This is a genomic window from Rhodovarius crocodyli (genome assembly GCF_004005855.1).
Lineage (GTDB): Bacteria > Pseudomonadota > Alphaproteobacteria > Acetobacterales > Acetobacteraceae > Rhodovarius > Rhodovarius crocodyli.
This window is the reverse complement of the sequence record NZ_SACL01000002.1, coordinates 1-22,982: the sequence shown is the minus strand read 5'-3', so window position 1 is coordinate 22,982 and position 22,982 is coordinate 1. Positions and strand designations below refer to the sequence as shown.

At 69.5% G+C, this 22,982-nt stretch carries 26 protein-coding genes and 1 tRNA gene; 10 read left to right on the top strand and 17 right to left on the bottom strand.

Features of this window, described 5'->3' with window-relative positions; genetic code table 11:
* Both EOD42_RS06080 and EOD42_RS06075 read right to left on the bottom strand, forming a co-directional pair.
* The gene (locus tag EOD42_RS06080; RefSeq protein ID WP_164867808.1) at window positions 1–675 is read right to left on the bottom strand and encodes a DNA-3-methyladenine glycosylase family protein; all 675 of its coding nucleotides are present in this window, start codon (window positions 673–675) and stop codon (window positions 1–3) included.
* Window positions 629–1,999 (bottom strand): carbohydrate porin, encoded by a 1,371-nt coding sequence (locus EOD42_RS06075; protein ID WP_127786627.1) that lies wholly within the window; start codon window positions 1,997–1,999, stop codon window positions 629–631. Before EOD42_RS06075 ends, EOD42_RS06080 begins: the two co-directional genes overlap by 47 nt.
* Before the next feature lie 129 nt (window positions 2,000–2,128).
* Between EOD42_RS06075 and EOD42_RS06070 the strand changes: the two genes are divergently transcribed.
* The 4 genes from EOD42_RS06070 (at window position 2,129) to EOD42_RS06055 (ending at window position 4,158) form a co-directional block, all read left to right on the top strand.
* Window positions 2,129–2,833, top strand: a complete 705-nt coding sequence (locus EOD42_RS06070; RefSeq protein ID WP_127786626.1) for an RraA family protein — start codon at window positions 2,129–2,131, stop codon at window positions 2,831–2,833.
* The gene (locus tag EOD42_RS06065) at window positions 2,833–3,327 is read left to right on the top strand and encodes a thioesterase family protein (protein WP_127786625.1); all 495 of its coding nucleotides are present in this window, start codon (window positions 2,833–2,835) and stop codon (window positions 3,325–3,327) included. Before EOD42_RS06070 ends, EOD42_RS06065 begins: the two co-directional genes overlap by 1 nt.
* Window positions 3,328–3,369: 42 nt before the next feature.
* Window positions 3,370–3,452: transfer RNA gene (locus tag EOD42_RS06060), tRNA-Leu, on the top strand.
* A 28-nt stretch (window positions 3,453–3,480) separates the two neighbouring features.
* On the top strand, window positions 3,481–4,158 hold the full coding sequence (locus tag EOD42_RS06055) for a DNA-3-methyladenine glycosylase I (protein ID WP_127786624.1): 678 nt from the start codon (window positions 3,481–3,483) through the stop codon (window positions 4,156–4,158).
* Here the strand turns inward: EOD42_RS06055 and EOD42_RS06050 are convergent, their stop codons facing one another.
* Together EOD42_RS06050 and EOD42_RS06045 are read right to left on the bottom strand one after the other, a co-directional pair.
* On the bottom strand, window positions 4,159–4,899 hold the full coding sequence (locus EOD42_RS06050; RefSeq protein ID WP_206020271.1) for an alpha/beta hydrolase: 741 nt from the start codon (window positions 4,897–4,899) through the stop codon (window positions 4,159–4,161).
* Window positions 4,896–5,600: a DUF1223 domain-containing protein gene (locus EOD42_RS06045; RefSeq protein ID WP_127786623.1), complete on the bottom strand. Its 705-nt coding sequence runs from the start codon at window positions 5,598–5,600 to the stop codon at window positions 4,896–4,898. Before EOD42_RS06045 ends, EOD42_RS06050 begins: the two co-directional genes overlap by 4 nt.
* A 121-nt stretch (window positions 5,601–5,721) precedes the next feature.
* Between EOD42_RS06045 and moaB the strand changes: the two genes are divergently transcribed.
* Window positions 5,722–6,249 (top strand): molybdenum cofactor biosynthesis protein B, encoded by a 528-nt coding sequence (gene moaB / locus EOD42_RS06040; protein ID WP_127786622.1) that lies wholly within the window; start codon window positions 5,722–5,724, stop codon window positions 6,247–6,249.
* Between the two features lie 123 nt (window positions 6,250–6,372).
* Here moaB and scpB read toward each other — a convergent pair whose 3' ends face one another.
* The 10 genes from scpB to EOD42_RS05990 form a co-directional block, all read right to left on the bottom strand.
* Window positions 6,373–6,957, bottom strand: coding sequence for an SMC-Scp complex subunit ScpB (gene scpB, locus EOD42_RS06035; RefSeq protein ID WP_127786621.1), 585 nt, complete (start codon window positions 6,955–6,957; stop codon window positions 6,373–6,375).
* Window positions 6,954–7,709, bottom strand: a complete 756-nt coding sequence (locus EOD42_RS06030) for a segregation and condensation protein A (protein WP_127786620.1) — start codon at window positions 7,707–7,709, stop codon at window positions 6,954–6,956. Before EOD42_RS06030 ends, scpB begins: the two co-directional genes overlap by 4 nt.
* Window positions 7,706–8,392 carry a site-2 protease family protein gene (locus tag EOD42_RS06025; RefSeq protein WP_127786619.1) on the bottom strand — a complete coding sequence of 229 codons (687 nt, stop codon included), beginning with the start codon at window positions 8,390–8,392 and terminating at the stop codon, window positions 7,706–7,708. Before EOD42_RS06025 ends, EOD42_RS06030 begins: the two co-directional genes overlap by 4 nt.
* Complete coding sequence (gene nagZ / locus EOD42_RS06020; RefSeq protein ID WP_127786618.1) at window positions 8,392–9,318, bottom strand: beta-N-acetylhexosaminidase; 927 nt, start codon at window positions 9,316–9,318, stop codon at window positions 8,392–8,394. Before nagZ ends, EOD42_RS06025 begins: the two co-directional genes overlap by 1 nt.
* 112 nt (window positions 9,319–9,430) lie before the next feature.
* Entirely contained in the window at window positions 9,431–9,580 is a 150-nt protein-coding gene (locus EOD42_RS06015) for a hypothetical protein (RefSeq protein ID WP_240654978.1), read from the bottom strand.
* The gene (locus tag EOD42_RS06010) at window positions 9,544–10,134 is read right to left on the bottom strand and encodes a hypothetical protein (RefSeq protein ID WP_127786616.1); all 591 of its coding nucleotides are present in this window, start codon (window positions 10,132–10,134) and stop codon (window positions 9,544–9,546) included. Before EOD42_RS06010 ends, EOD42_RS06015 begins: the two co-directional genes overlap by 37 nt.
* 47 nt (window positions 10,135–10,181) lie before the next feature.
* Entirely contained in the window at window positions 10,182–12,002 is a 1,821-nt protein-coding gene (locus EOD42_RS06005; protein ID WP_127786615.1) for an arginine--tRNA ligase, read from the bottom strand.
* Window positions 12,002–12,670 (bottom strand): glutathione S-transferase family protein, encoded by a 669-nt coding sequence (locus tag EOD42_RS06000; protein ID WP_127786614.1) that lies wholly within the window; start codon window positions 12,668–12,670, stop codon window positions 12,002–12,004. Before EOD42_RS06000 ends, EOD42_RS06005 begins: the two co-directional genes overlap by 1 nt.
* A 52-nt stretch (window positions 12,671–12,722) precedes the next feature.
* Window positions 12,723–13,379 carry a hypothetical protein gene (locus EOD42_RS05995; protein WP_127786613.1) on the bottom strand — a complete coding sequence of 219 codons (657 nt, stop codon included), beginning with the start codon at window positions 13,377–13,379 and terminating at the stop codon, window positions 12,723–12,725.
* A 212-nt stretch (window positions 13,380–13,591) separates the two neighbouring features.
* The gene (locus EOD42_RS05990) at window positions 13,592–14,359 is read right to left on the bottom strand and encodes a class I SAM-dependent methyltransferase (RefSeq protein ID WP_408902137.1); all 768 of its coding nucleotides are present in this window, start codon (window positions 14,357–14,359) and stop codon (window positions 13,592–13,594) included.
* 26 nt (window positions 14,360–14,385) lie between these two features.
* Here EOD42_RS05990 and mutM point away from each other — a divergent pair, with 26 nt between their 5' ends.
* The 4 genes from mutM (at window position 14,386) to dnaA (ending at window position 18,294) form a co-directional block, all read left to right on the top strand.
* The gene (mutM, locus tag EOD42_RS05985) at window positions 14,386–15,279 is read left to right on the top strand and encodes a bifunctional DNA-formamidopyrimidine glycosylase/DNA-(apurinic or apyrimidinic site) lyase (protein WP_127786612.1); all 894 of its coding nucleotides are present in this window, start codon (window positions 14,386–14,388) and stop codon (window positions 15,277–15,279) included.
* Between the two features lie 63 nt (window positions 15,280–15,342).
* Window positions 15,343–16,116, top strand: a complete 774-nt coding sequence (locus EOD42_RS05980) for an enoyl-CoA hydratase (RefSeq protein ID WP_127786611.1) — start codon at window positions 15,343–15,345, stop codon at window positions 16,114–16,116.
* A gap of 155 nt (window positions 16,117–16,271) precedes the next feature.
* Window positions 16,272–16,550, top strand: coding sequence for a 30S ribosomal protein S20 (gene rpsT / locus EOD42_RS05975; RefSeq protein ID WP_127786610.1), 279 nt, complete (start codon window positions 16,272–16,274; stop codon window positions 16,548–16,550).
* Window positions 16,551–16,863: 313 nt separating this feature from the next.
* A complete protein-coding gene (gene dnaA / locus EOD42_RS05970; protein ID WP_127786609.1) occupies window positions 16,864–18,294 on the top strand; it encodes a chromosomal replication initiator protein DnaA in 1,431 nt (476 codons plus the stop codon).
* Between the two features lie 266 nt (window positions 18,295–18,560).
* Here dnaA and EOD42_RS05965 read toward each other — a convergent pair whose 3' ends face one another.
* From EOD42_RS05965 to EOD42_RS05955, 3 genes are all read right to left on the bottom strand, one after another.
* Entirely contained in the window at window positions 18,561–18,851 is a 291-nt protein-coding gene (locus EOD42_RS05965) for a DUF4282 domain-containing protein (protein WP_127786608.1), read from the bottom strand.
* 91 nt (window positions 18,852–18,942) lie between these two features.
* Window positions 18,943–19,683, bottom strand: a complete 741-nt coding sequence (locus tag EOD42_RS05960) for an SDR family NAD(P)-dependent oxidoreductase (RefSeq protein WP_127786607.1) — start codon at window positions 19,681–19,683, stop codon at window positions 18,943–18,945.
* Window positions 19,684–19,716: 33 nt separating this feature from the next.
* Window positions 19,717–21,168, bottom strand: a complete 1,452-nt coding sequence (locus EOD42_RS05955) for an N-acyl-D-amino-acid deacylase family protein (RefSeq protein ID WP_127786606.1) — start codon at window positions 21,166–21,168, stop codon at window positions 19,717–19,719.
* A gap of 113 nt (window positions 21,169–21,281) precedes the next feature.
* Here EOD42_RS05955 and EOD42_RS05950 point away from each other — a divergent pair, with 113 nt between their 5' ends.
* Window positions 21,282–22,856, top strand: coding sequence for an ABC transporter substrate-binding protein (locus EOD42_RS05950; RefSeq protein ID WP_127786605.1), 1,575 nt, complete (start codon window positions 21,282–21,284; stop codon window positions 22,854–22,856).
* The last annotated feature ends 126 nt before the right edge of the window (window positions 22,857–22,982 follow it).

Here is a 22,982-nt window from a genome sequence, read left to right as displayed (position 1 = left end):
TCAAGCCTCTCCGGCCGCCCTTCCCGTCGCCCAGCGCCAGTGATGCCACAGCAGCCGCGCGGCCAGGCCGCGCCAGGGGCTCCAGGCGCGCGCGATCTCGACCAGGGCGGGGCTGGCGGGGCGTGCCTCCAGCCCCAGCAGGTGATGCGCACCGGCGGCCAGCGCCACGTCGCCGGGCGGGAACACATCAGTCCGGTCCTCGGCGAACAGCAGGTAGATGCCGGCGGTCCAGGGGCCCAGCCCCTTCACCGAGGCGATGCGCGCCACGGCCTCGGCATCCGGCAATGCAGCGATGGCCGCGAAATCCAGCGTGCCGTCCAGGCAGGCCCGCGCGAGGGAGCGCGCATGCGCGGCCTTCGGCCGGGACAGCCCGGCCACGCCGCACAGCGCGGCGTCGTCGAGCGCGAGGAAGCTCTCGGGTTCCAGCGCGCCCGGCAGCGCCCGAAGCCTGGCCCAGATCGCCTCGGCGGCGGCATTGCTGATCATCTGGCCGCAGATGCAGCGCAGCAGCCCGGCGAAGCCGCGCGGGCGCCGGCGCCAGACCAGCGCCCCCGCCCGTGCCTCGATCCCGCTGAAGCGGGGTTCAAGCGCGGCGAGCCCCAGCCTGCCCTCGGCGGTCCAGCCGGGTTCAGAAAGCGGTGCGAAGGCGGAGAGCGAGGAAATGGATGGGCCCACGATCGGCATTGTAGCCCGGGTTCACCGCCAGCTGATAGTTCAGCGCGACATTGACACCCTGGGTTACGCGCAGGTCGTAATAGGCCTCCGTCACCCATTCCGGCCGGTAGTTCAGCGCGCCGTCGCCCACGATGAAGCCGATGCCGCCATTCTCCAGGAAGCGCCGCCGCCCGGCCGAGGCGAAGCCGATATTGGTCGCCAGCCCCACCGTGTCGTTGGGCCGGTTCCAGCGCCGCCCCTGCAGAGAGGCACCGAAGGAGATGGCGCGGTCCTGCTCGGTGAACATCCAGTTCTGGGTGCGGCCATCGTTCCAGGACAGCCGCGCGAACACGCCCCAGTCGGGGCCGATCTGCTGGTCGAAGCTGATCGCCACATTGTGCTTCAGCCGATAGCCGGTGGGGCTGCGGTCGAAGGGGTCGCCCGCGATCAGGTCCGACCAGTAGGATTGCCGCGTGCGGGAGGCACCGTAGATCAGCCGGATCGCGCCCTCGCGCTCACCGATGCGCCAGAAGCGCTCCACGCTGCCGATCAGCTGCCAGGCGCGCGTCACGCCGGGGTCCAGGAACAGCCCGTTGGCGCGGCGCGCCACCTGGAAGGCGCCACCGCGCACGGCCCAGCTCCCGTTCTCCCACTCCAGCGCGGCGCCGATGGTATAGCCGCGCGCATCGGCCGCGTAGTCGAAGCCCGCCGCCCCCACCAGCGCCCAGTTCAGGAACTGCGTGCGCGCATCATGCGAGTAGCGGTTGTCGTCGAAGATGTCCCACACGCTGAACTTGCCCACCGTGATGGTGATGCGTTCCCGCGCCATGGGCTCGGTGAAGCGCAGCGGGTCGTTGTCGGATTCCACCGTATCGGCCGACAGGCCGATGGTCTGGCGGAAGAACAGGCGCGGCACATAGAAGGTGGGCTCCGTGCTGCCCAGGCGGAATGCCTCGTTGTTCGGAAAGGCAGCGAGCCCCACCGAGTTCGACAGGCCGAACCCCCGCGCGACCGAGGGGTTGAAGACCACTTCCGCGCCCTCCCACAGGCGCCGCCCGATGATGAGGTCGGTCGAGAGCGTGTTCCGGGCGCCGGCGCGCGGCGTCATGCTGGATTCGGCGCGATAGGGCGAATGGAAGCCGGTATGCCCCTGCAGCACGAAGGTGGCCTGGCCGCGCAGCAGCCAGCCCTGCTGCTCCAGCCGGTCCTGCAGCTCGGCCAGAGAGGGGATGATCGCTTCCTCGGCCGGGCCGGCATTGGGCATGCCGGCATTGCCGTAGCGGCCGGTCTGCGCATGCGCAGGCAGGGAAATCAGGCAGATCAGGGCCAGCAGGAGGCGACGCATGCCCGGCCGGTTACGCGAGGCCCGGGGGCGCGTCCACCATCGGGTGACGACTTCGCCAAATTGTCACGTCACGGGTTTGACCGCGGGGCTGCGCCGCAACACACTCCGCGCGTCCAGAGGAGGAAAAGCATGCCCCAATACCCGTTCACCGCCGCCGATCTGGAGGCGCTCAAGGCCTGGGATACCCCCACCATCTGCAACGCGCTGGAAGTGGTGGCGCCGCACAAGCGCGGCCATGGTTTCTCGGTGCGCCCGTTCCAGGTCGCCCGCCCCAGCGCCAAGCCCATCGTGGGGCTGGCCCGCGTGGGCACCATCCGCGCCGCCTTCCCCTCCGGCCGCAGCAAGGAGGCGGACCGCGCCGCCCGCATCGGCTGGTATTCCTATGTGGCGGACGCCGCCCTGCCCTCCATCGTGGTGCTGCAGGACCTGGACGACGTGCCGGGCACCGGCGCCTTCTGGGGCGAGGTGAACAGCGCCGTGCATCTGGGCCTGGGCGCCGAGGGCTGCGTGACCAATGGCAGCTTCCGCGACATCGACGCGCTGGCCCCGGGCTTCCAGATCCTGGGCGTGGTCAACCCGTCCCATGCCTATGTGCATATCGTGGACTGGAACCGCCCCGTGACGGTGCACGGCATGGCGGTGAACCATGACGACGTGATCCATGCCGACCTGCATGGCGCGGTGGTCATCCCGGCCGATGTCGTGACCAAGATCCCGGCCGCGGTGGACCTGCTGACCCGCAAGGAAGCCGTCATCCTCGACATGGCGCGCGCCCCGGGCTTCAACATCGAGAAGCTGAAGGCCGCCCTCTCCGCCTCTGACGAGATCCACTGATGGCGGTGCTGGAAGGGCTGCCGCCACCGCGCACCGTGGACGGGTGGCTGCGCTGGGACATGACGCTCGCGACCGTGAAGCCCGAGTGGATGGACAGCAACAAGCACCTGAACATGGGGTATTACCTGGTGATCTTCGATCACCAGACCGACCGGCTGTGGCCTTTCCTCGGCCTTGGGCGCGCCCTGCGTGCCCAGGGCAAGACCACCTTCGCGGTGGAGACCTGGCTCGACTACCAGCGCGAGATGCTGGAGGGCGAGACGATGGGCGGCGAAAGCCGGGTGCTGGATTTCGACGAGAAGCGCCTGCTGCTGGAACACCGGATGTTCGAGGAAAAGACCGGCCAGGTGACCAGCACCAACGAGGTTCTCTATGTCTGCGCCGATGTCGCGGCGCGCCGGGTCACGACCTGGCCCGAGGAAGTGCTGGCGCAGTTCCGGCAATATTCGCTGGGCCTGCCGGCGCGGCGGCTGACATTGAAGCGCCGGCCCTAGTCTGGACGCCACGGCCCCGGTTGTGGCATTCCAACGCGGCGCGCGGGCGTGGCGAAATGGTAACCGCAGCAGACTCAAAATTTGCCGGGGGCAACCCCTTGTCGGTTCGAGTCCGACCGCCCGCATGACCTTCCGACCAAGGAAGTCCCGCCGATGAAACCCTTCGCCGAGATCGAGGCCATCGCCGCCGCCCGCAAGGGTGGGCCCGAGGCGCTGCGCGCCCTGCTGGCCGAAACGCCCAGCCGCAGCCCGGCCGGGATCGCGGCCCTGCCCGACCACCGCATCCTGGCCGAGATGGCGCGCCGCATCTTCAATGCCGGCTTCTCCTCCAAGGTCATCGCCGCGAAATGGCCGGGCTTCGAGGCCGCCTTCCACGGCTTCGACCCCAACGCCTGCGCGCATCTGTCCGAGGCGGCCTCCGACGCGCTGATGAGCGACCCCGGCATCGTGCGCAACGGCGCCAAGATCCAGGCGGTGCTGGCCAATGCGCGGCTGTTGCTGGAGCTCGCGGCCGAACACGGCTCCGCCGCCCGCTTCCTGGCCGAATGGCCGGACGAGGATTATGCCGGGCTGCTGGAACTGCTGAAGAAGCGCGGCAGCCATCTGGGCGGGGACAGCGGCATGCGGTTCCTGCGGGCCATCGGCAAGCCCGCCTACATCACCTCGAAGGACGTCATCGCCGCCCTGATCCGCGAAGGCGTGGTCGGGAAGGCGCCCTCGAACCGCAAGGACTTCGCGGCCGTGCAGGCGGCCTTCAATCGGTGGTCGGCGGAATCGGGGCATGACCTGACCGCGCTCAGCCGTATCCTGGCCATGAGCGTGGGCGAGTAGTCAGCCCGCCACCTCGTCCAGAAAGGACCGGACGGCGGCCCAGGCCTGGGCGGCGCCGCGCGGGTTGCGGTCGCTGCGCAGGATGGAACTGCCATGGGCGCCCGCCACCGGGCGGAACTGCCGCCTGGGCGCGCCGCGCACCGCCTCCAGCAGGCGCGCCGCCTCGGCTTCCTCGCCCCGGTCGGAGGTGACGAAGGCCGGGCATTCCACCCGGGCCGCCGCCCCGCGCACCGAGAATCCCTGCAGATATTCCCCCGGCGAGAAGGCCAGCAGCGCGCTGACCCCGCCCATGGCCGCCAGCGGAAACGCCAGCGCCGCCGAATAGCTGCTGCCCCAGGCCAGGACACGGCCCCCCGGATCGCGCGCCCGCGCCCAGGCCAGCGCGGCCTGCAGATCCGGCATGGCGGCGCGATAGCCGGGATCGCGGCCCAACCGCGCCGCCGTCTCGTTCCTCCGCCCCCAGCCATCGCCGCCCGATCGCTGGTCCACCGCCAGCGTCGCGAAGCCCATCCGGTTCAGCTCCGGCGCGATGGGGGCGTATTCGCCGAGATTGGAGCCCGCCATGTGGAACAGCAGGATGCAGCCGCGCGGGTGGCTGGTCTCGGGCGGGCGGTATTCCGCCGTCAGCGCCACGCCATCGGCTGCGCGCAGGGAAAGCGCCTCCGCCCGCGCGGGCCCGGGCAGCAGCGGCACGGCGGCCAGCCCCGGCAGCAGCCGGCGGGCGATGCGCGGCGCGTTCACGCCAGCCCCGCCGCCAGGATGCTGCCATCCGCGCCCTGCAGCAGCGCGGCGAGGCGTTCGCCTGGCGGGCGGGCGCCCTCCAGCCTCATGGGCTGGCCCTGCCAGGCGCCCAGCATGGCCATGCCGCGCACCACATGGCGATGCACCAGGGTGCGGCCGCCATTCTCACCCCCGCGCACCGGGGTGACATGGCGCTCGTCGAAACCCACCAGCCAGGCCTCGCCCCGGCCGGGGCCGGCAGCCACTTCCAGCCCGGCCTCGGTGGCGGCGGTGCGCAGCACCATGGGCACGGCGGGGGCGCGCCGCGACGTCTCGGCCGCGATCGCGGCCAGCGAGGCGCGGCGGTCCGACCCCACCGCATCGCGCCGCCCCTGGATGACCAGCTGCGGCGTGTAGATCTGCCCATGCCCGAGCGCGCCCTGCGGCAGGGTGGCGGCGTAGCGGCGCTGGCGCTGGGTCGCGGCCGGCAGGGAGAACGGGTCCCGCCAGCTGCGGCTGTCCCAATAAGTGACGTGAAAGGACAGCGACAGGATGCCCGGATGCCCCTGCGTCAGCTCATCCAGCAGCGCATCGGCCGGTGGGCAGGAGGAACAGGCCTGCGAGGTGAACAGCTCCAGCACCAGGGGCTGGGCGGCGGCCTCGGCCCGGGCCAGGGCGGGCAGCAGCAGCGCGGGGGCGGCGAGGATGTGGCGACGGTGCATCGATGTCCCTCCGGGCGGGCCGGGATGGGCACCGCCTTCAGGCCGGTTTCGCCGCCGCCCGCGGAAAGGTTAGCCGCCGCCGGCGATTGGCGGACAAGGGGCGCGCCCCTACATTCCGCCCATGCCCATCGTCGACACCCTGCCCTTCCTGCCCGTGAACATCGCCGTGCTGACGGTCAGTGACACGCGCGACCTGTCCACCGACACCTCCGGCGCCACGCTGGCCGCGCGTATCACGGAGGCCGGTCACCACCTCTCGCACCGCCGCATCGTGAAGGACGACGCGGATGCCATCGAGGCGATCCTGCGCGGCTGGATCGCGAACCCGGAGGTCGATTGCGTGATCACCACCGGCGGCACCGGCATCACCGGCCGCGACGTGACGCCCGAGGCCTTCGAGCGCGTGGTGGACAAGAAGATCGAGGGCTTCGGTGAGCTGTTCCGCATGCTGAGCTACCAGAAGATCGGCACCAGCACGATGCAGAGCCGCGCCATGGGGGGCGTCGCGGGCGGCACCTACATCTTCGCCCTGCCCGGCAGCACGGGCGCCTGCAAGGATGGCTGGGACGACATTCTGAAGTTCCAGCTCGATAGCCGGCACAAGCCGTGCAATCTGGTGGAGCTGATGCCGCGTCTTATGGAGAAGTGAGCGCAGACAATAAAAATAAACGTTCTTTTTTGTAAAAAAGAACCAAAAAACTTTTTATTGCTTAAAATCGAAAAGTCTTTTTGCTTCTTTTTCTTCAGAAAAAGAAGAAGTATTTACGCCGCCTCAGTGCAGCGGCAACTCCCCTTCCGGCGCCGGCTTCTGCTCCAACGGCAGCGCCGCCGCATCGGCCGAGACCAGTTCCTCCCGGCGCGGCAATTCGTTCAGCGACTTCAGGCCGAACTGCTCCAGGAAGCGCGGCGTGGTACCCCACAGCGTGGGGCGGCCCGGCACTTCCTTTTTCCCGCGCGACGTGACGAGGCCCATTTCCAGCAGCGCGTCCAGGGTGGACTGGCTGAGGGTGGCGCCGCGGATCTCCTCGATCTCCGGCCGGGTGACCGGCTGGTGATAGGCGATGATGGCCAGCGTCTCCATCGCCACGCGCGGCAGGCGGCGCGGCACCTCCACCACGCGGGTGATGGCCGGTGCCAGATCCAGCGCGGTGCGGAAGGCGAAGCCGCCGCCGACTTCCACCAGTTCCACCGGGCGGCCGGTGCATTGCGCCTGCAGCGCCGTCAGCACCGCCAGCGGGTCCACGCCGGCGGGTATGGCGGCGGCCAGCCGGTCAGGCTTCACCGGGCGGTCGGAGGCGAAGATCAGTGCCTCCGCGATGCGCAGGGCGAGGGCGAAAGTGGCATCGGTGTCGCTCATGCCGGGGTCTCCGCCAGGCGGATCATCAGGGGGCCGAACAGCGCATCCTGGCGCAGCTCGACGCGCCCGCCCTTGGCTTCCTCCAGCGCCGCGATCAGGCCGGAGGCGAGCGCCGCCTTGCGTTCCAGGGGCGTGGCCAGGCTCTCGGGCAGATAGGATTGCAGCACGGTCCAGCCGGGGGTGGCGCCCAGCAGCGCGCGCAGCCGCTCCAGCGCCTCGGCCACCGAGAACAGGCGGCGCGTCTTGGGCCGATAGGGCTTGGCGGCGATGGCACGGCGGCGGGCGGCGGCATAGGCGCGCAGCAGCGCCGGCAGGTCGGCCACCAGGCCGGAGCGGTCCTCCTGGCGCAGGTTCTCGGGCTCACCGCGCGCGAAGGTGTCGCGGCCCAGCTGCAACTGGCCCGACAGCCAGAAGGCCGCGTTGCGCATGCGGTCCAGCTCGGCCAGGCGCTCCGTCAGGCGCTCCGCCAGCAGCTCCGGGTCCTCCTCGGGCTCCAGCTCCTCGGGCAGCAGCAGGCGGGATTTCAGCCAGGTCAGCCAGGCGGCCATCACCAGCCATTCGGCGGCCAGCTCCAGCCGGATTTTGCGCGCGCCTTCCAGCACCGCCACATACTGGTCCACCAGCTTGATGATGGAGATCTGCCGGATATCGACCTTCTGGCTGCGCGCCAGGTCCAGCAGCAGGTCGAGCGGACCCTCGAACCCGTCCAGCCTGATGGTCAGCGCCGTGATGGCCGGGGCGCTGTCGCTCATCCCTGCCCCGCCGCGCGCAGCACCAGGTTGAAGATGGGCGAGACCATGTTGGCCAGCAGCCAGTCCATCGGGTCGAAGCCCGGGAACACGCGCGGCGCCACCACGATCAGGCCGATGACGATCAGCAGCCCGTAGCGTTCCGTCCGCGCGAAGGGCAGCGCCAGCCGCCAGGGCAGCAGCGCGGTCACGATGCGCCCGCCATCCAGCGGCGGAATGGGCAGCATGTTGAAGGCGGCCAGCACCAGGTTCACGATCATGAACAGGGCCACGGCGCGGTAGATGATGGTGGCCGTCGGCGGGTCCGCGAAGCCCGCCAGATGCGCGGAGAGCGCCGCCACATAGGCCAGCAGCACATTCATGGCAGGCCCTGCGGCCGCCACCCACAGCATGCCCCAGCGCGGGTTGCGCAGGCGCATGAAATCCACCGGCACGGGCTTGGCCCAGCCGATCATCGCCTCCACCCGGCCGATGGTCAGCAACTGCCCGATCAGCAGGATGCCGGGCAGCACCACGGTCCCGATCGGGTCCACATGCTTGATGGGGTTGAGCGTGACGCGGCCGCGCTCACGCGCCGTCGGGTCGCCCAGCGCCTCGGCGGCATAGCCGTGCGCGGCCTCATGGAAGGTGATGGCGATGATGGTGGCGAAGACCGCCGCCAGGACCTCGGGCAACCAATCGGGCATCAGCTCAACCCGGCAGCGGCGCGCGAAGCCGCGAGGCGGGCCAGTGCCGCAGGCGCCAGCGGCGGGCAGACCGGCAGCAGGGCCGCGTTCTCCTCGAAATCGCCCGTGCAATGCAGCACCGCGTCGCAGCCGGCGGCGATGGCGCGCAGCGCCAGCTCGGACGGCGTGCCGGACAGCGCCTTCATGGCCAGATCGTCCGAGATCAGAAAGCCGTCGAAGCCGATCTCGCCCCGGATCACGTCGCGGATGATGGTGGGCGACAGCGTGGCGGGCAGTTCCGCATCCCAGGCCTGATAGAGGATATGCGCGGTCATGGCCCAGGCGCCGAGCCCCGCCAGCGCGCGGAAGGGCGCGATGTCGGCGGCGAGCGTTGCGGCCGGGGCGGTCACGCGCGGCAGTTCCAGATGGCTGTCCGCAAGGGCCCGGCCATGGCCGGGAATATGCTTGATGACCGGGATCACGCCCGCCGATTGCAGGCCCCGGATGGTGGCCGCCCCCAGCCGCGCGACCTCGGCAGGGTCGGCCGAATAGGCACGGTCGCCGATGATGCCGTGCTGCTCGGGCAGGCGCAGGTCCAGCACGGGCGCGCAATCGACATCGAAGCCCGCGCCGGCGCAGACCGCGCCGATGGCGGCGAAATGGTCGAAGCAGGCCTGATCGGGGCCGTTCTCGAAGTTGGCGGCGGGCGGGAATGCCGGCCAGTGCGGCGGCTTCAGCCGGGCCACGCGCCCGCCCTCCTGGTCCACCAGGATGGGCGTGCCGGCGCCGAGGATGTCGCGGATGGCGGCGTTCAGCGCCGAGAGCTGTGCGGGGTTTTCGATGTTCCGCGCGAAAAGGATGATGCCGAGCGGCGGGTGTTCCCGCAGCAGCCCGGCTTCCTCCGCCGTCAGGATGGGGCCCGAGAGCCCGATGATGGCGGCGCGCATGCGAATCGCCCTGTTCAGTGGTGCGTCCGGCCTAACAGAGCCTGCCTCGGAAGGCGACGGCTGAGGCGGCCGGCGTGGAAAAGACCGCGCCGGCCCGCCCCGCAGCGGGCTGTCAGACCGCGTTGCAGGCCACGCCCTTCTCACGCAGGCGGCCGCACAGGGCGCGGGCATCCACTCCCTGCACGCGCAGCCGCCACAGGGTCGGATGGCCCTGGCGCTCGAACTTCACGATGCTGGGCGAATGGCCCGCGAGCTCAGGCACGCGGCGCTTGATACGGTCCCACTCGGCACGGGCGGCGGCCGGGCGGGCGCGGCAGCGGGCGCCTGGCGGGCATGCTGCGCCGGCGCCGGGTGCTGGGCATGGCGGCCGGCGGGTGCCGCCGGCTGCTCCGGGGCTGCCGCGCGCGGGGCCGCGGCGGGTGCCTCCGGCGCGGGGGCCGGGGTGTGCGGGGCCGCCATCTGCTGGCGCAGGCTGTCCAGGCGCGGCGCCTCGGGCCCCTGGGCCACGCGGGCCTCACCAGGGCGGACGGGGGCTGCCGTGGTCACGGCGGGCGGGGCCACGGGCGCGCCGTCGGGGCGCACGCGGAAGGGCCTGCCATCGGATTCGATCACCGGCGGCGCGCTGGGCCCCATGCGGGAAATGCCCCAGATGATGCCGGAGGCGAGCAGGATGGAACCCGTCAGGCCCGCGCCGATCAGGATCAGGCGCCGGGGCAGGTTCGGCAGTTGCATCGGCTTGGGCGCCATGTTGCTGCTCGCCCTCATGGGCTGCCTGCGGGCCATGTCGTCGGCCCAGTTGCGGGGGGCGTCACTCATGGTGGCCCCCCATCGCATTCACCGTTCCTGCGGTGCGCCGGCTCCCCTCAGCCGGGCTCCGCGGAATCCCCCTTCCGCTCATCGCGCAACTCCTCGACAGGGGTCACCCCCATCACCTGAAGGCCGGAACGGAGTACCGCCCCCGTGGCCGCCAGCAGCGCGAGACGCGCCTTGGTGGCCACCGGTTCCTCCGGCCTGATGAAGCGCAATGTGGCATCTTCTCGCCCGCGATTCCACAGCATATGAAAGTCGCCGGCCAAGTCGTTGAGATAGAAGGCAATACGATGCGGCTCGCGCGCCGCCGCCGCACCCTCGACCACGCGGGGCCAGGTGGTGATGCGGCGAATCAGCGCCATCTCGGCGGCGTCGGTCAGGGGCGACAGGTCAGCCCCCGCGAAATCCGCCGGGTCACCCGCCGCGCGCAGCACGGAGCGGATGCGCGCATGGGCGTATTGCACGTAGAAGACCGGGTTGTCGCGCGACTGCTCGACCACCTTGTTCAGGTCGAACTCCATCTGCGCATCGGCCTTGCGCGTCAGCATCGTGAAGCGCACCGCGTCGCGCCCGACCTCGTCGATCAGGTCCGCCAGCGTGATGTAGCTGCCGGCGCGCTTGGACATGCGCACGGGCTGGCCGTCCTTCAGCACATGCACGATCTGGGTCAGCACCACATCCAGGCTGACGCGGCTGTCCGACAGCGCGGAGACCGCCGCCTTCATCCGCTTCACATAGCCGCCGTGGTCGGCACCCCACACATGCACCAGCTCATCGAAGCCGCGCTCGATCTTGTGCAGGTGGTTGGCGATGTCATTGGCGAAATAGGTGCCCGAGCCGTCAGACTTGCGCAGCGGGCGGTCGGTGTCGTCGCCGAACTGGGTGGCGCGGAACAGGGTCTGCTCGCGGGGCTCCCAGTCGTCGGGGGTCTTGCCCTTGGGCGGCTCCAGGATGCCGCGATACATCAGGCCCTTGGCGTCCAGCACCTGCTCGGCCTGTTCCAGCTTGCCGGCGGCGACGACCTCGGCCTCGGAGATGAACACGTCATGCGTGACGCCGAGGGCCGCGAGATCGGCGCGGATCTCGACCATCATGGCGGCGACGGTGGCGTGGCGGATGGCCAGCAGGGTGTCGGGGGTGGGGTCCATCAGGGCCGGACCGTGCTCGGCCCACAGCGCCTCTCCCACCGGGATCAGGTATTCACCGCCATATTGCAGGGTGGTGCCGAACTCGGCCTCCACGATGGCACGGCCGTTCTCGGGCTCGGCCCGCAGCTTGTCCAGCACGGCGCCCGGGGCGCCGGCGCGGGCCGCGACTTCGAGGTAGCGCCAGAACGCAGCCCAGGCCAAAGCCTGCACCTGCGCACCTGCATCGTTGATGTAGTATTCCTTGGTGACGGCATCGCCCGCCTTGGCCAGCAGGTTGGCCAGCGCGTCGCCCACCACGGCACCCCGGCAATGGCCCACATGCATCGGCCCCGTCGGGTTGGCCGAGACATATTCCACATTCACCTTGTGGCCGGTGGCCGCCCCCTGGCCATAGGCCTCACCCGCCGCCAGCACCACCGGCAGCTGGGCGCGCAGGTATTCGGGCTGCAGGCGGATGTTGATGAAGCCGGGGCCGGCGGGGGCCACCTCGGCCACTTCCGGCAGTTCCGCCAGCTTCGCCGAGAGGTCGGCCGCCAGCTTCGGCGGAGGCAGCTTCGCCAGCTTGGCCACCACCATCGCGGCATTGGTCGCCATGTCGCCATGGCTTGCGTCGCGCGGCGGCTCGACCACCACCCGGGAAAAAGCCTCGGCGGGCAGCTCGGGCAGCAGCCCCTGCAGCGCGTCCACGGTGCGCGCCCGAAGGGCCGCGAAAATATCCTGCTGCATCAGAAATCCAGGTCGTCGTAATGGGCGGGTGGGTTCAGGCCGGAGACACGCTCGGCCAGCAGCGGCCGGAAGGCCGGGCGCGACTTGATGCGCTGGTACCATTCGGTCGCGGCCGGGTTGTATTTCCAGTCCACGTCATTGGCGTAGTCCAGCACGGACAGATGCGCGGCCGCCGCGAAATCAGCCAGGCTGATATGGGTGCCGCCCAGCCAGGCGCGCGTCTCGGCCAGCCAGCCGATGTAATCCAGATGCGGCTTCAGATTGGCATAGCCCGCGCGGATATTGGCCGCATCCGGGTTGCCGTGGCCCAGCTGCCGCTTGAAGTGGCGCTCATAGATCAGGTTCTTCGTGACCTCGGCGCCGAATTTCAGGTCGAACCACGCGACCAGGCGGCGCACCTCCGCGCGCTCGGCCAGGGTGCGGCCGAACAGGGACGGGTCGGGGTAGGCCTCATCGAGGTATTCGCAGATCGCGCTGCTTTCGGCGATCGACAGGCCGTTCTCGTCCTGGAACACCGGCACGGTGCCGGCGGGGTTCAGCTCCAGGAACTCCTCGCGCCGGTCCCACACCCGTTCGAGCTTGGGCTCGAAGGGAATGCGCTTTTCCATGAGCGCCAGCCGGACCTTCCGGCATTCGGCCGAGAGAGGGAGATGATACAGGATCCGCATCCCCCGGCGTATGCCACCATGCGCCGCGAGGGGGAACCCGCCGCGGCCGCACTCAGCAGGCCGCCGCGATCTCATCCCTGGTCATGAAGGGCATCTGCGCCCAGAAGCCGGCCCGCTCATTGCGCATGTTCTTCAGCCAGCCCTGCAGCTTGCCGTCGGGGCAGACCGTCTCCCCCGTCTCACCCAGGTTGGACGGGTAGCGTCGGACCTGCGGGTTGGTGAAGCTGTGCCCGACCGAGGGGTGGCCGAACACCTCCAGCCCGTAATTGGCCCAGCAGCTGAGGTCCTGCGCCATCTTGTAGGCATAGCCGCCCGGCGTCGCGCAGGAGCACGCATAGAGGATGACCTTCACCCCCGGCGTGCCGTAGTCCCAAATCGCATCCGTCAGGGATTCGCGGCTGGCATCGTTGAACCCGGCCGAGGCGAGCCCGCCCTTCCAGCCATGGCCGAAATAGACGATCGCGTCATACCACTGCCCGCCGCAATTGTTCTGCATCGCGTCCAGGATCTGGCGGCGGCGGTTGGCGGCGGGGGCGTGGTTGTCGAACTTGAGCGTGACGACCTGCTTGCCCATCCCCTCATACATCTTCTTGTAGATCGCCATGCCGGGGTGGAAGGCGCCGGTGGCGTCATTGGTCTGCGGCTCCCCGGGCTGCGGCGTCTGGTTGTACATGGGAGCGAAGACGAAACTCTTTTCCGGCGGCGTCATGGCGGGTTCTCCGGTGGGGCGTGCCGCCGCAGGATCGCGCCGCCCCGCCCGAAGAAAAACCGGAATCGCCCACTCTCACACAGAAGTAATAGCGAAATAGTCCATTTCAGTCATTCTGTGCAGCGCGGCATCATTCATCCGCGCGACAGGCAATAGGTGCAATCGACTACACGGCACCGCGCGCGGGCGGCAAGTTCCGCCAGCGCGATGAATTACAGCCGCCAGCCCGAATGGATCGCCACGATCCCGCCCGACAGGTTGCGGTAGCTCACCTGCTCCAGCCCCGCGCCGCGCATCATGCCGGCCAGCGTTTCCTGGTCGGGCATCATGCGGATGCTCTCGGCCAGATACTGGTAGCTGTCGGCATCGCCCGCCACGCGCTGGCCCAGGCGCGGCAGCACCTCGAAGCTCCAGAGCTCATAGGGCTTCTCCAGCGCGGTCACGGCCAGCTTGGAGAATTCCAGGCAGAAGAACCGCCCGCCCGGGCGCAGCACGCGCCGCGCCTCGGCCAGCACCGCATCCTTGTCGGTGCAGTTGCGCAGGCCGAAGGCGATGGAGACCTTCTCCACGCTGCGGTCCGGCAGCGGAATGCGCTCGGCATCCACCACCATGTAGTCCAGCACCATGCCCGCGTTCAGCGCGCGGTCGCGGCCGACGGTCAGCATCGCCTCGTTGATGTCGGTGCTGATGACGCGCTTCGCACCCATCTTCTTCGCCGCCATCGAGATGTCGCCCGTGCCGGCCGCGAGGTCGAGCAGCGTCTCGCTCGGGCGGGGCGCGATGGCGTTCAGGAAGGCCTTCTTCCACACCCGGTGCAGGCCCAGCGACATGAGGTCGTTCATCACGTCGTATTTGGGCGCGACACTGTCGAAGACGGCGCGGACCATGCCCGCCTTCTCCGTCGTGGCCACCTGGGTGTAGCCGAAATCCACCGTGCCCCCGGCGGGCGGCTTCTCGGAAAAGGGAGCGTCGGACATCATGGCCGCTTTCTAGCACAGGTCTTTCCATGCCCGAACTGCCCGAGGTCGAAACCGTGATGCGCGGGCTGTCGTCAGTCCTGACCGGGCAGCGGATCCGCCATGCGGAGGCCCGCCGCCCCGACATCCGCTGGCCGCTGCCGCCGGGGCTGGGCGCGCGGCTGACCGGGGCCACGGTGCTGGGATTCCGCAGGCGCGGCAAATACATGCTGATGCGCCTCGACACCGGGGAGAGCCTGCTGATCCATCTGGGCATGTCGGGGCGCATGGTGGCCCGGCCGCACGGCGCGGCCCCGGTGCCCAGCCTCGGCCCGCAGGGCATCTTCTCCGACTCGCGCGGGCACAACGCCCCGCCCGAGGCGCATGAGCATGTGGTGATCGAGACCGACGCCTGGCGCGTGGGCTTCGTGGACCCCCGCCGCTTCGGCGCCATGGACCTGGTGCCGAGTGCCGCCGAGGACACCCACAAGCTGCTGGCCGGGCTGGGGCCGGAACCGCTGGAGGACGCCTTCACCCCCGCCATCCTGTCCGCGGCGCTGGAAGGGCGGCGCACGCCCATCAAGGCGGCGCTGCTGGACCAGTCCGTGGTGGCGGGGCTCGGCAATATATATGTGTGCGAGGCGCTGTACCGGGCCGGCATCTCCCCCACCCGCCTGGCGGCCACGGTGGCGGGCGCGCGGGCGCGGAAGCTCGTGCCCGTCATCAAGGCCGTGCTGGCGGACAGCATCGCGGCCGGCGGTTCCTCCCTGCGCGACTATGTGCGCGCGGATGGCGAGATCGGCGTCTTTCAGGAACGCTTCGACGTCTATGACCGGGAGGGCACGCCCTGCGCCCGCTGCCCCGGCCCGCCCGCCTGCCCGGGCGTGCTGCGCATGGTGCAGTCCGGCCGCTCCACCTTCTATTGCCCGACGCATCAGAAATAGGGGGCCTCTTGCCCGGGGGCGGCGGCGCGCCCCACTATGCCCGCAAGCACGGAGGACCAGCGCATGGCGTATGAGATGATCCTGGCGGAGACGCATGGCCCGACCGCCGTCATCCGCCTCAACCGCCCCAAGGCGCTGAATGCGCTGTGCGACCAGCTGATGGCCGAGCTGGGCGAGGCCCTGCGCGGCTATGATGCCGACGACGCGATCTTCTCCATCATCCTGACCGGCAGCGAGAAGGCCTTCGCGGCCGGCGCCGACATCAAGGAGATGAAGGACCGTGTCTTTCCGGATGTGTACCTGAACGACTTCATCGCGAAGTGGGAGGTCGTGACGACCATCCGCAAGCCCGTGATCGCGGCGGTCGCGGGCTTCGCGCTGGGGGGCGGGTGCGAACTCGCGATGATGTGCGATTTCATCCTGGCCGCGGAGAACGCCAAGTTCGGCCAGCCCGAGATCAATCTGGGCGTGATCCCGGGGGCCGGCGGCACCCAGCGCCTGACCCGGGCGGTGGGCAAGGCCAAGGCCATGGAGCTGGTGCTGACCGGCCGCTTCATGGATGCGGCGGAGGCCGAGCGCGCGGGCCTTGTTTCCCGCATCGTGCCGACGGAAACCCTGCTGGAGGAGGCGCTGAAGGTGGGGGAGAAGCTCGCGAGCCTGTCCCGCCCGGCCACCGCCATGGCGAAGGAGGCGGTGAACCGCGCCTTCGAGAGCACGCTGGCCGAGGGCATCCGCTTCGAACGGCGCCTGTTCCAGGGCCTGTTCGCCACCGCCGACCAGAAGGAAGGCATGTCCGCCTTCGCCGAAAAGCGCCCCGCGCAGTTCACCCATGGCTAGTGCGGATTCACGCCGCCGGGCCGCACGCCGCGCCTTGACGCTGCCGGGCCCTGGCGATAGATACCCACACCCCGCCGGTCCCCAGGGTTTACCCCCGAAGGGTCGGCTGATCCTTTTCCCGGGGTCGCTCACCTCCTTCATCGGTACGCAATCACATGGCCAATAATCCCTCCGCTCGTAAGCGCATCCGTCAGACCGCCAAGCGGACCGAGCGCAACCGCGCCCGTAACTCCCGCGTGCGCACCTTCCTGCGCAAGGTTGAGCTGGCGATCGCGGCCGGGCAGCAGGACGAGGCCAAGGTGGCCCTGCAGGCGGCGCAGCCCGAGCTGCAGCGCGCCGTGGGCAAGGGCGTGCTGCACCTGAACACGATCTCCCGCAAGATTTCCCGCCTGTCCTCGCGGATCAAGGCGCTGGGCGCTCCCGCCCAGGCCTGAAGGCCTGCCCGATGACGGTTTTTGTGAACTCGATGGCGCAGTAGCGCCATCGAGCGATTACTTGCGTCTATAGTTTGTCTTTTCTTTCGGTGGCATTGATCTATTTGCCACACCCGAATGAGGAGGGAATGCGACGTGGCAATTACCGTTTGCGGACATTGGGCGCAGCACCCTAGCATGCAGGAAGGAAGCTGAGGCGCCTTCCCCCCTTATGGGCGCCGAAGGGTGACCCATGGGCGATGCCCCAATATAATCAATGAGTTAAAGCTTACCCCGTATGCAGGTCGGGGCTTGAACGAGGCAGGTGTCCTGGATGAAGACGGAACCCGGCAATGTTCCCCTCGATGCCGGTCAGCTCGCAGCGCCCTGGGCCCGTGTCAGGGCCAAGCTGCGTGCAGAGGTGGGTGAGGTCGAATACCGGAACTGGCTGCGTCAGATGGTGCTGCGCGGGGTGGAGGGCGAGTTGGTCGCCATCTCCCTGCCCTCCCGCTTCCTGCGCGACTGGGTACGTGACCATTACGGCGACCGGCTGAAGGCGCTGTGCCTGCCCGAATGGCCGGGCACGCGCCGCGTGGATTTCCGCGTGATGGCCGATGCCGGGACCGATGCCTCCACCCAGGCCGAGAGCGGCCTGGCCGAGTCCCTCACGCCCTCTCCGCGTTCGCCCGCCGTGGCCGCCTCCGCTGCCCGCGTGACCGAGGCCGCGCGCGAGAACGAGTGGATGGCCCCGCTCGACCCGCGCCTGACCTTCGACAGCTTCGTGGTGGGCAAGCCCAACGAATTCGCCCATGCCTGCGCCCGCCGCGTGGCGGAACGCCCGGCCTCGGCCGGCTTCAACCCGCTGTTCCTGTACGGCGGCGTGGGGCTGGGCAAGACGCACCTGATGCACTCCATCGCCTGGGCGATCCGTGAGGCGCATCCGCAGAAGCCCGTCGCCTACATGTCGGCCGAGAAGTTCATGTACCGCTTCATCGGCGCGCTGCGCGGCGGCAACACGATGGAGTTCAAGACCCAGCTGCGCTCCGTCGACATCCTGATGATCGACGACCTGCAGTTCCTGATCGGCAAGGACAACACGCAGGAAGAGTTCTTCCACACCTTCAATGCGCTGGTGGATGCGGGCAAGCAGATCGTGGTGTCGGCCGACAAGTCGCCCAACGACCTGTCCGGCATCGAGGACCGGCTGCGCACGCGCCTGGGCGGCGGCATCGTGGCCGACCTGCACGCCACCACCTATGAGCTGCGCCTGTCCATCCTGCAGGCCAAGGTGGCCCAGGCGGGCGTGGACGTGCCGGTGAAGGTGCTGGAGCTGCTGGCCCACAAGATCGCCTCCAACGTGCGCGACCTGGAGGGGGCGCTGAACCGCCTCGTGGCCCATGCCAAGCTGTTCAGCCGCCCGCTGACGCTGGAAAACGTGCCCGAGGTGCTGTCGGACCTGCTGCGCACGCATGAGAAGCGCATCACCATCGACGACATCCAGCGCAAGGTGGCCGAGCACTACGCCATCCGGATGACGGACATGTTCAGCGCCCGCCGCGCCCGCGCCGTGGCGCGCCCCCGCCAGGTGGCGATGTACCTGGCCAAGCAGCTGACCAGCCGGTCCCTGCCCGAGATCGGCCGGCGCTTCGGCAACCGCGACCACACGACGGTGATGCACGCCGTGTCGCGCATCCAGCAGCTGATGGCGGAAGACAGGGTGCTGGCGGAAGACGTGACGCTGCTCAGGCGGATGCTGGAGACCTGAAGGGGCAGGCCGGGGCTTTGCCCCGGACCCCACCAGAGGGCCCTACCCTCTGGACACCCGCCAGGAGATAATATCTCCTGGACCTGATATCAGTTTGGCGCCTCACCGGATCAGGTTTGGCGCCATTTTTATTATTAAAATCAAATAGATATACGCTCTCAAGCGCAGGTGCCGACTCCCCGGGGTCCAGGGCCGCTACGGTCCTGGCGGGGTGCAGGGGCAGCGCCCCTGCTTGGGGGTCCGGGGGCAAGGCCCCCCCCGCCCTATCACCGCGGCGGAATCCCCCGTGCCAGGCTATCCCGAATGGCGCCCAGCCGTTCGAACATGCCGAAGGCCACGATGTAGAGCTCGCACACCACGCGCCAGAACAGCAGGCCCACGGCCGTGCCGATGATGGCCATGATGAATTGCAGGAACCCGCCGCCGAACATGGTGAAGGCGGTGGCCATGGCGCCCAGCCCGGCCAGGCAGATGCCGACGATGCCGATCCAGTACATGACCTTCACGACGGACGGCGCGATCAGCTTCTCGAAGCTGGTGAAATCCTTGAGATCCATCTTGCTCTCCCCGGGGAACGTGATCGTTCCCCGGGCAGGCTATGTCATCACGCGATCGTATCGCATCACCTGAATGCGTCAGTCGCGTGAATCAGCCCAGAAGCTGGCCGCCATCCACCACCACGGTGTGGCCAGTCACCCAGCCGGCCAGGTCGCTGGACAGGAACAGCACCACATTGGCCACTTCCTCAGGCGTGCCGAGGCGGCCGAAGGGGATGGAGCCGAGGACGCGGTTATACAGCTCAGGCTGGCTGGTCTTGCGCTGTTCCCAGCTGCCGCCCGGGAACTCGATGGAGCCCGGGGCCACGCCGTTCACGCGGATGCCCTGCTTCGCCAGCGCCGCCGCCTGGCTCTGGGTGAAGTTGATCAGCAGCGCCTTCACGGCGGCATAGGCAGGGGTGCGCAGGCTGGAGCGATAGCCGCTGATGGAGCTGATGTTCACGATCGCCCCGCCCGCCTTCATGTGCGGCACCGCGGTGCGGCTGGCCCGCGTGGTGGCCAGGACATCCACGTTCAGGCTGGCTTCCCAGCCTTCCTCGGTATCGGTGGAGCCGAAGCCGGAGGCGTTGTTCACCAGGATGTCGATGCCGCCCAGCACCTGGGCCGCTTCCTCGACATAGGCCGTGACCTGCGCCTTGTCGCCCAGGTCGCAGGCCTTGGCGTGGGCGCCGGCGCCAAGCTCGGCCAGCGTGGCGTCCAGCGGGCCCTGGCTGCGGGCGCAGATGGAGACGCGCGCCCCCGCGCGGGCGAAGGCGATGGCGGTGGAGCGCCCGATGCCCCGGCTGCCGCCTGCCACCACCACGCGCTTGCCGGTGAAATCGAAACCGCTCATCGCATACCCCTTTCGGATTGTCGGGCGATCCTGTCACCCCACCGCGCGCTGCACCAGCCTGCCTGCCCGCACCCCGGTCACGCCCTGGCCATGGACATAGCTGGACATGCCGTTCACCCAGGTCTCGACGATGCCTTCGGCGGGCTGGGTCGGGTTCTCGAAACTGGCCGAGTCCCTGACCGTCGCGGCGTCGAACAGCACCAGGTCGGCATAGGCGCCGACGCGGATGGCGCCGCGATCGGGGATGCCGAACACCGCGGCCGGCCGGCCGGTCATCTTGTGCACGGCGGCCTCCAGCCCGAACAGGCCGAGGTCGCGGCTGTAATGCCCCAGCACGCGCGGGAAGGTGCCCCACAGCCGCGGGTGCGGCTTCTTGGCCAGCGGCCCGCCATCGCTGCCGATCATGGCCAGCGGATGGGACATGATGCGCTGCACGTCCTCCTCGGCCATGTTGTGGAAGATGGCGCTGGCGGGCAGCAGCCGGGCCACCGCCTCATCCAGGCTCACGCCCCATTCGGCGGCGACATCGGCCAGCATGCGCCCGGCCATCTCCGGGAAGGGTGCGGAGTTGGTGATCTGCACCGGCACGTCATGGCGCGGCTTGCGCGCGCCGAGCGAGGTGGAGGCGGCGGTGTAGGGGTAGACGTCGAAGGCGACACTCTGCTGCGCGGCGCCGGCCTCGATGCGCGGCAGGGTCTCGCGGGACCGGCCGTGGTTTTCCGGCATCGCGCATTTGTGGTGGCTGATGACGGCGGGCGCGCCCACGGCCGCCGCGATGCGCAGCGTCTCGTCGATGCTGTCCAGCACGCCCTCGGCCTCATTGCGCATGTGGGTCACGTACAGGCCCCGGTGCGCGCGCAGCGGCTCGGCGATGGCGATCACCTCCTCGGTGCTCGCGGCCTTGCTGGGGGCGTAGAACAGGCCGGTGGAGAAGCCCGAGGCACCCTCGGCCAGGCTCGCCTCCAGCCGGTCGCGCATGCGGGCGATCTCGGCGTCGGTCGCGACCCGGTCGATGTCCCCGCCCATCACGTCCCAGCGCAGGGTCATGTGGCCGATCAGGGCGAAGGCGTTCACCGCCGGGACATTGGTTTCCAGCCGCTCGCGGAACTCACCGAAGGTCTCGAACTGCCACCATTCCGGCGCGCAGACCTGGCCCAGCGGCGCCGGCGCGTTCTTCAGCCGCCCCGGCGCCAGGCTGATGCCGCAATTGCCGATGACGGAGGTGGTGACGCCCTGCGAGAGCTTGCACAGCATGCACTCGGCACCCTGCAGCACGATCTGGTCGTCATGGGTGTGGGCGTCGATGAAGCCGGGGGCCAGGACGCGGCCATTGGCCAGCACCTCGCGGTCGGCGCTGAAGGCGCCGAGGTCGCCCACCGCCACGATGCGGTCCCCCGTCACGCCCACATCGCCCGCGTAGCGGGGCGCCCCGCTGCCGTCGATGATGGTGGCATCGCGGATGATCAGGTCGCAGCGCAGGGCCATGGGGCGTCTCCTTGTCCGGCGTCATCCTTGCGCGAGTTGCCTGTGCCGCAAAGCTGTCATTGACAGGTTTTTCAGGCCTCTGATGATGGCGCCGTGCAGCCGGAGAACATCGCATGTCCTTCACACGCCGTGGCGCCATGCTGGGTGGGGGCGCGCTGCTGGCGGCACCCGCCGCCGCACAGAACACTCGGGTGCTCCGCTTCGTGCCCCAGGCGGACCTCGCCTCGCTGGACCCGGTCTGGACCACGGCCACCGTCAGCCTGGTGCACGGCTTCATGGTGTTCGACACGCTGTACGGCACCGACGCCGACTACAACGTGCACCCGCAGATGGCGGCCGGCCATGTCATCGAGGATGACGGCAGGCGCTGGACCATCACGCTCCGCGACGGGCTGAAGTTCCATGACGGCGAGCCGGTGCGGGCGCGGGATTGCGTGGCCAGCATCCGCCGCTGGGCCGCGCGCGACATGTTCGGCGCCGAGATCCTGGCCGTGACCGACGAGATCTCGGCCCCCGACGACAAGCGCATCGTGTTCCGGCTGAAGCGCCCCTTCCCGCTGCTGGCGCGCGCGCTGGGCAAGGTGACGTCCGCCATGCCCGCGATGATGCCGGAACGCATCGCCGCCACCGACCCGCACCGCCAGGTGACGGAGATGGTGGGCAGCGGCCCCTTCCGCTTCCTGCCGGCGGAGCGCCTGTCCGGCGCGCGCGTGGCCTATGCCCGCAATGCCGACTACGTGCCCCGCCCGGACGGCGTGGCCAGCCGCAGCGCCGGCCCCAAGATCGCGCATTTCGACCGCGTCGAATGGCATATCCTGCCCGATCCCTCGACGGCGGCGGCCGCCTTGCAGAACGGCGAGGTCGACTGGCTGGAATATGCCGGCAACGACCTGGCCCCCATGCTGCGCCGGAACCGCCAGATCGAGGTGAAGCTGGTCGACGACCGCTCCTGCAGCATCTTCCGCTTCAACCACCTGCAGCCGCCCTTCGACAATCCGGCGATCCGGCGCGCGCTGCTGGGCGCGCTGAAGCAGGAGGATTTCATGACGGCGGCCTTCGGCGACGACCGCGCGGCCTGGAAGGCGCCGGTCGGCCCTTTCCTGTCGGGCACGCCCATGGCCAGCGAGATCGGCTTCGAGGCGCTGACCGGCCCGCGCGACTACGACAAGGTGAAGCGCGACCTGGCCGCCGCCGGCTATCGCGGCGAGAAGGTGGTGGTGCTGCAGGCCAATGACTTCCCGCTGCTGAAGGCATTGAGCGAGGTCTCGGCCGACATGCTGCAACGCGCGGGCATGAATGTGGAGGTGGTGGCCGGCGACTGGGGCACCATCGTCCAGCGCCGCAACAGCAAGAACCCGGTGGAGCGCGGCGGCTGGAGCGTGTTCGTCTCGGGCCTGGGCGGCGCCGGCACGCTGGACCCCGTGGCCCATCTGGGCCTGCGCGCGCATGGGGAGAGGGCATGGTTCGGCTGGCCGAACAGCCCCGCGCTGGAAGCCATGCGCCGCGAATGGATGGATGCGCCCGATGAAGCGGCCCAGCGCCAGGTGGCGCAGCGCATCCAGACGCAGTTCTGGCAGGACCTGCCCTATCTGCCGCTCGGCGAATACTACCGGCTGATGGCCCACCGGCGCGGACTGGTGGACATCCCGACCGGGATCTCCACCTTCACCGGTATCAGGCGGACTTAGCCACTTCGATCATATACTGCCCATAGGCTGTCTTTCCGAGAGCCCTTCCCTGCTGGGCGAGTTGCTCGGCGTTCAGCCAGCCCTGGTTGAACCCGATCTCCTCAGGGCAGGCCACCACCAGCCCCT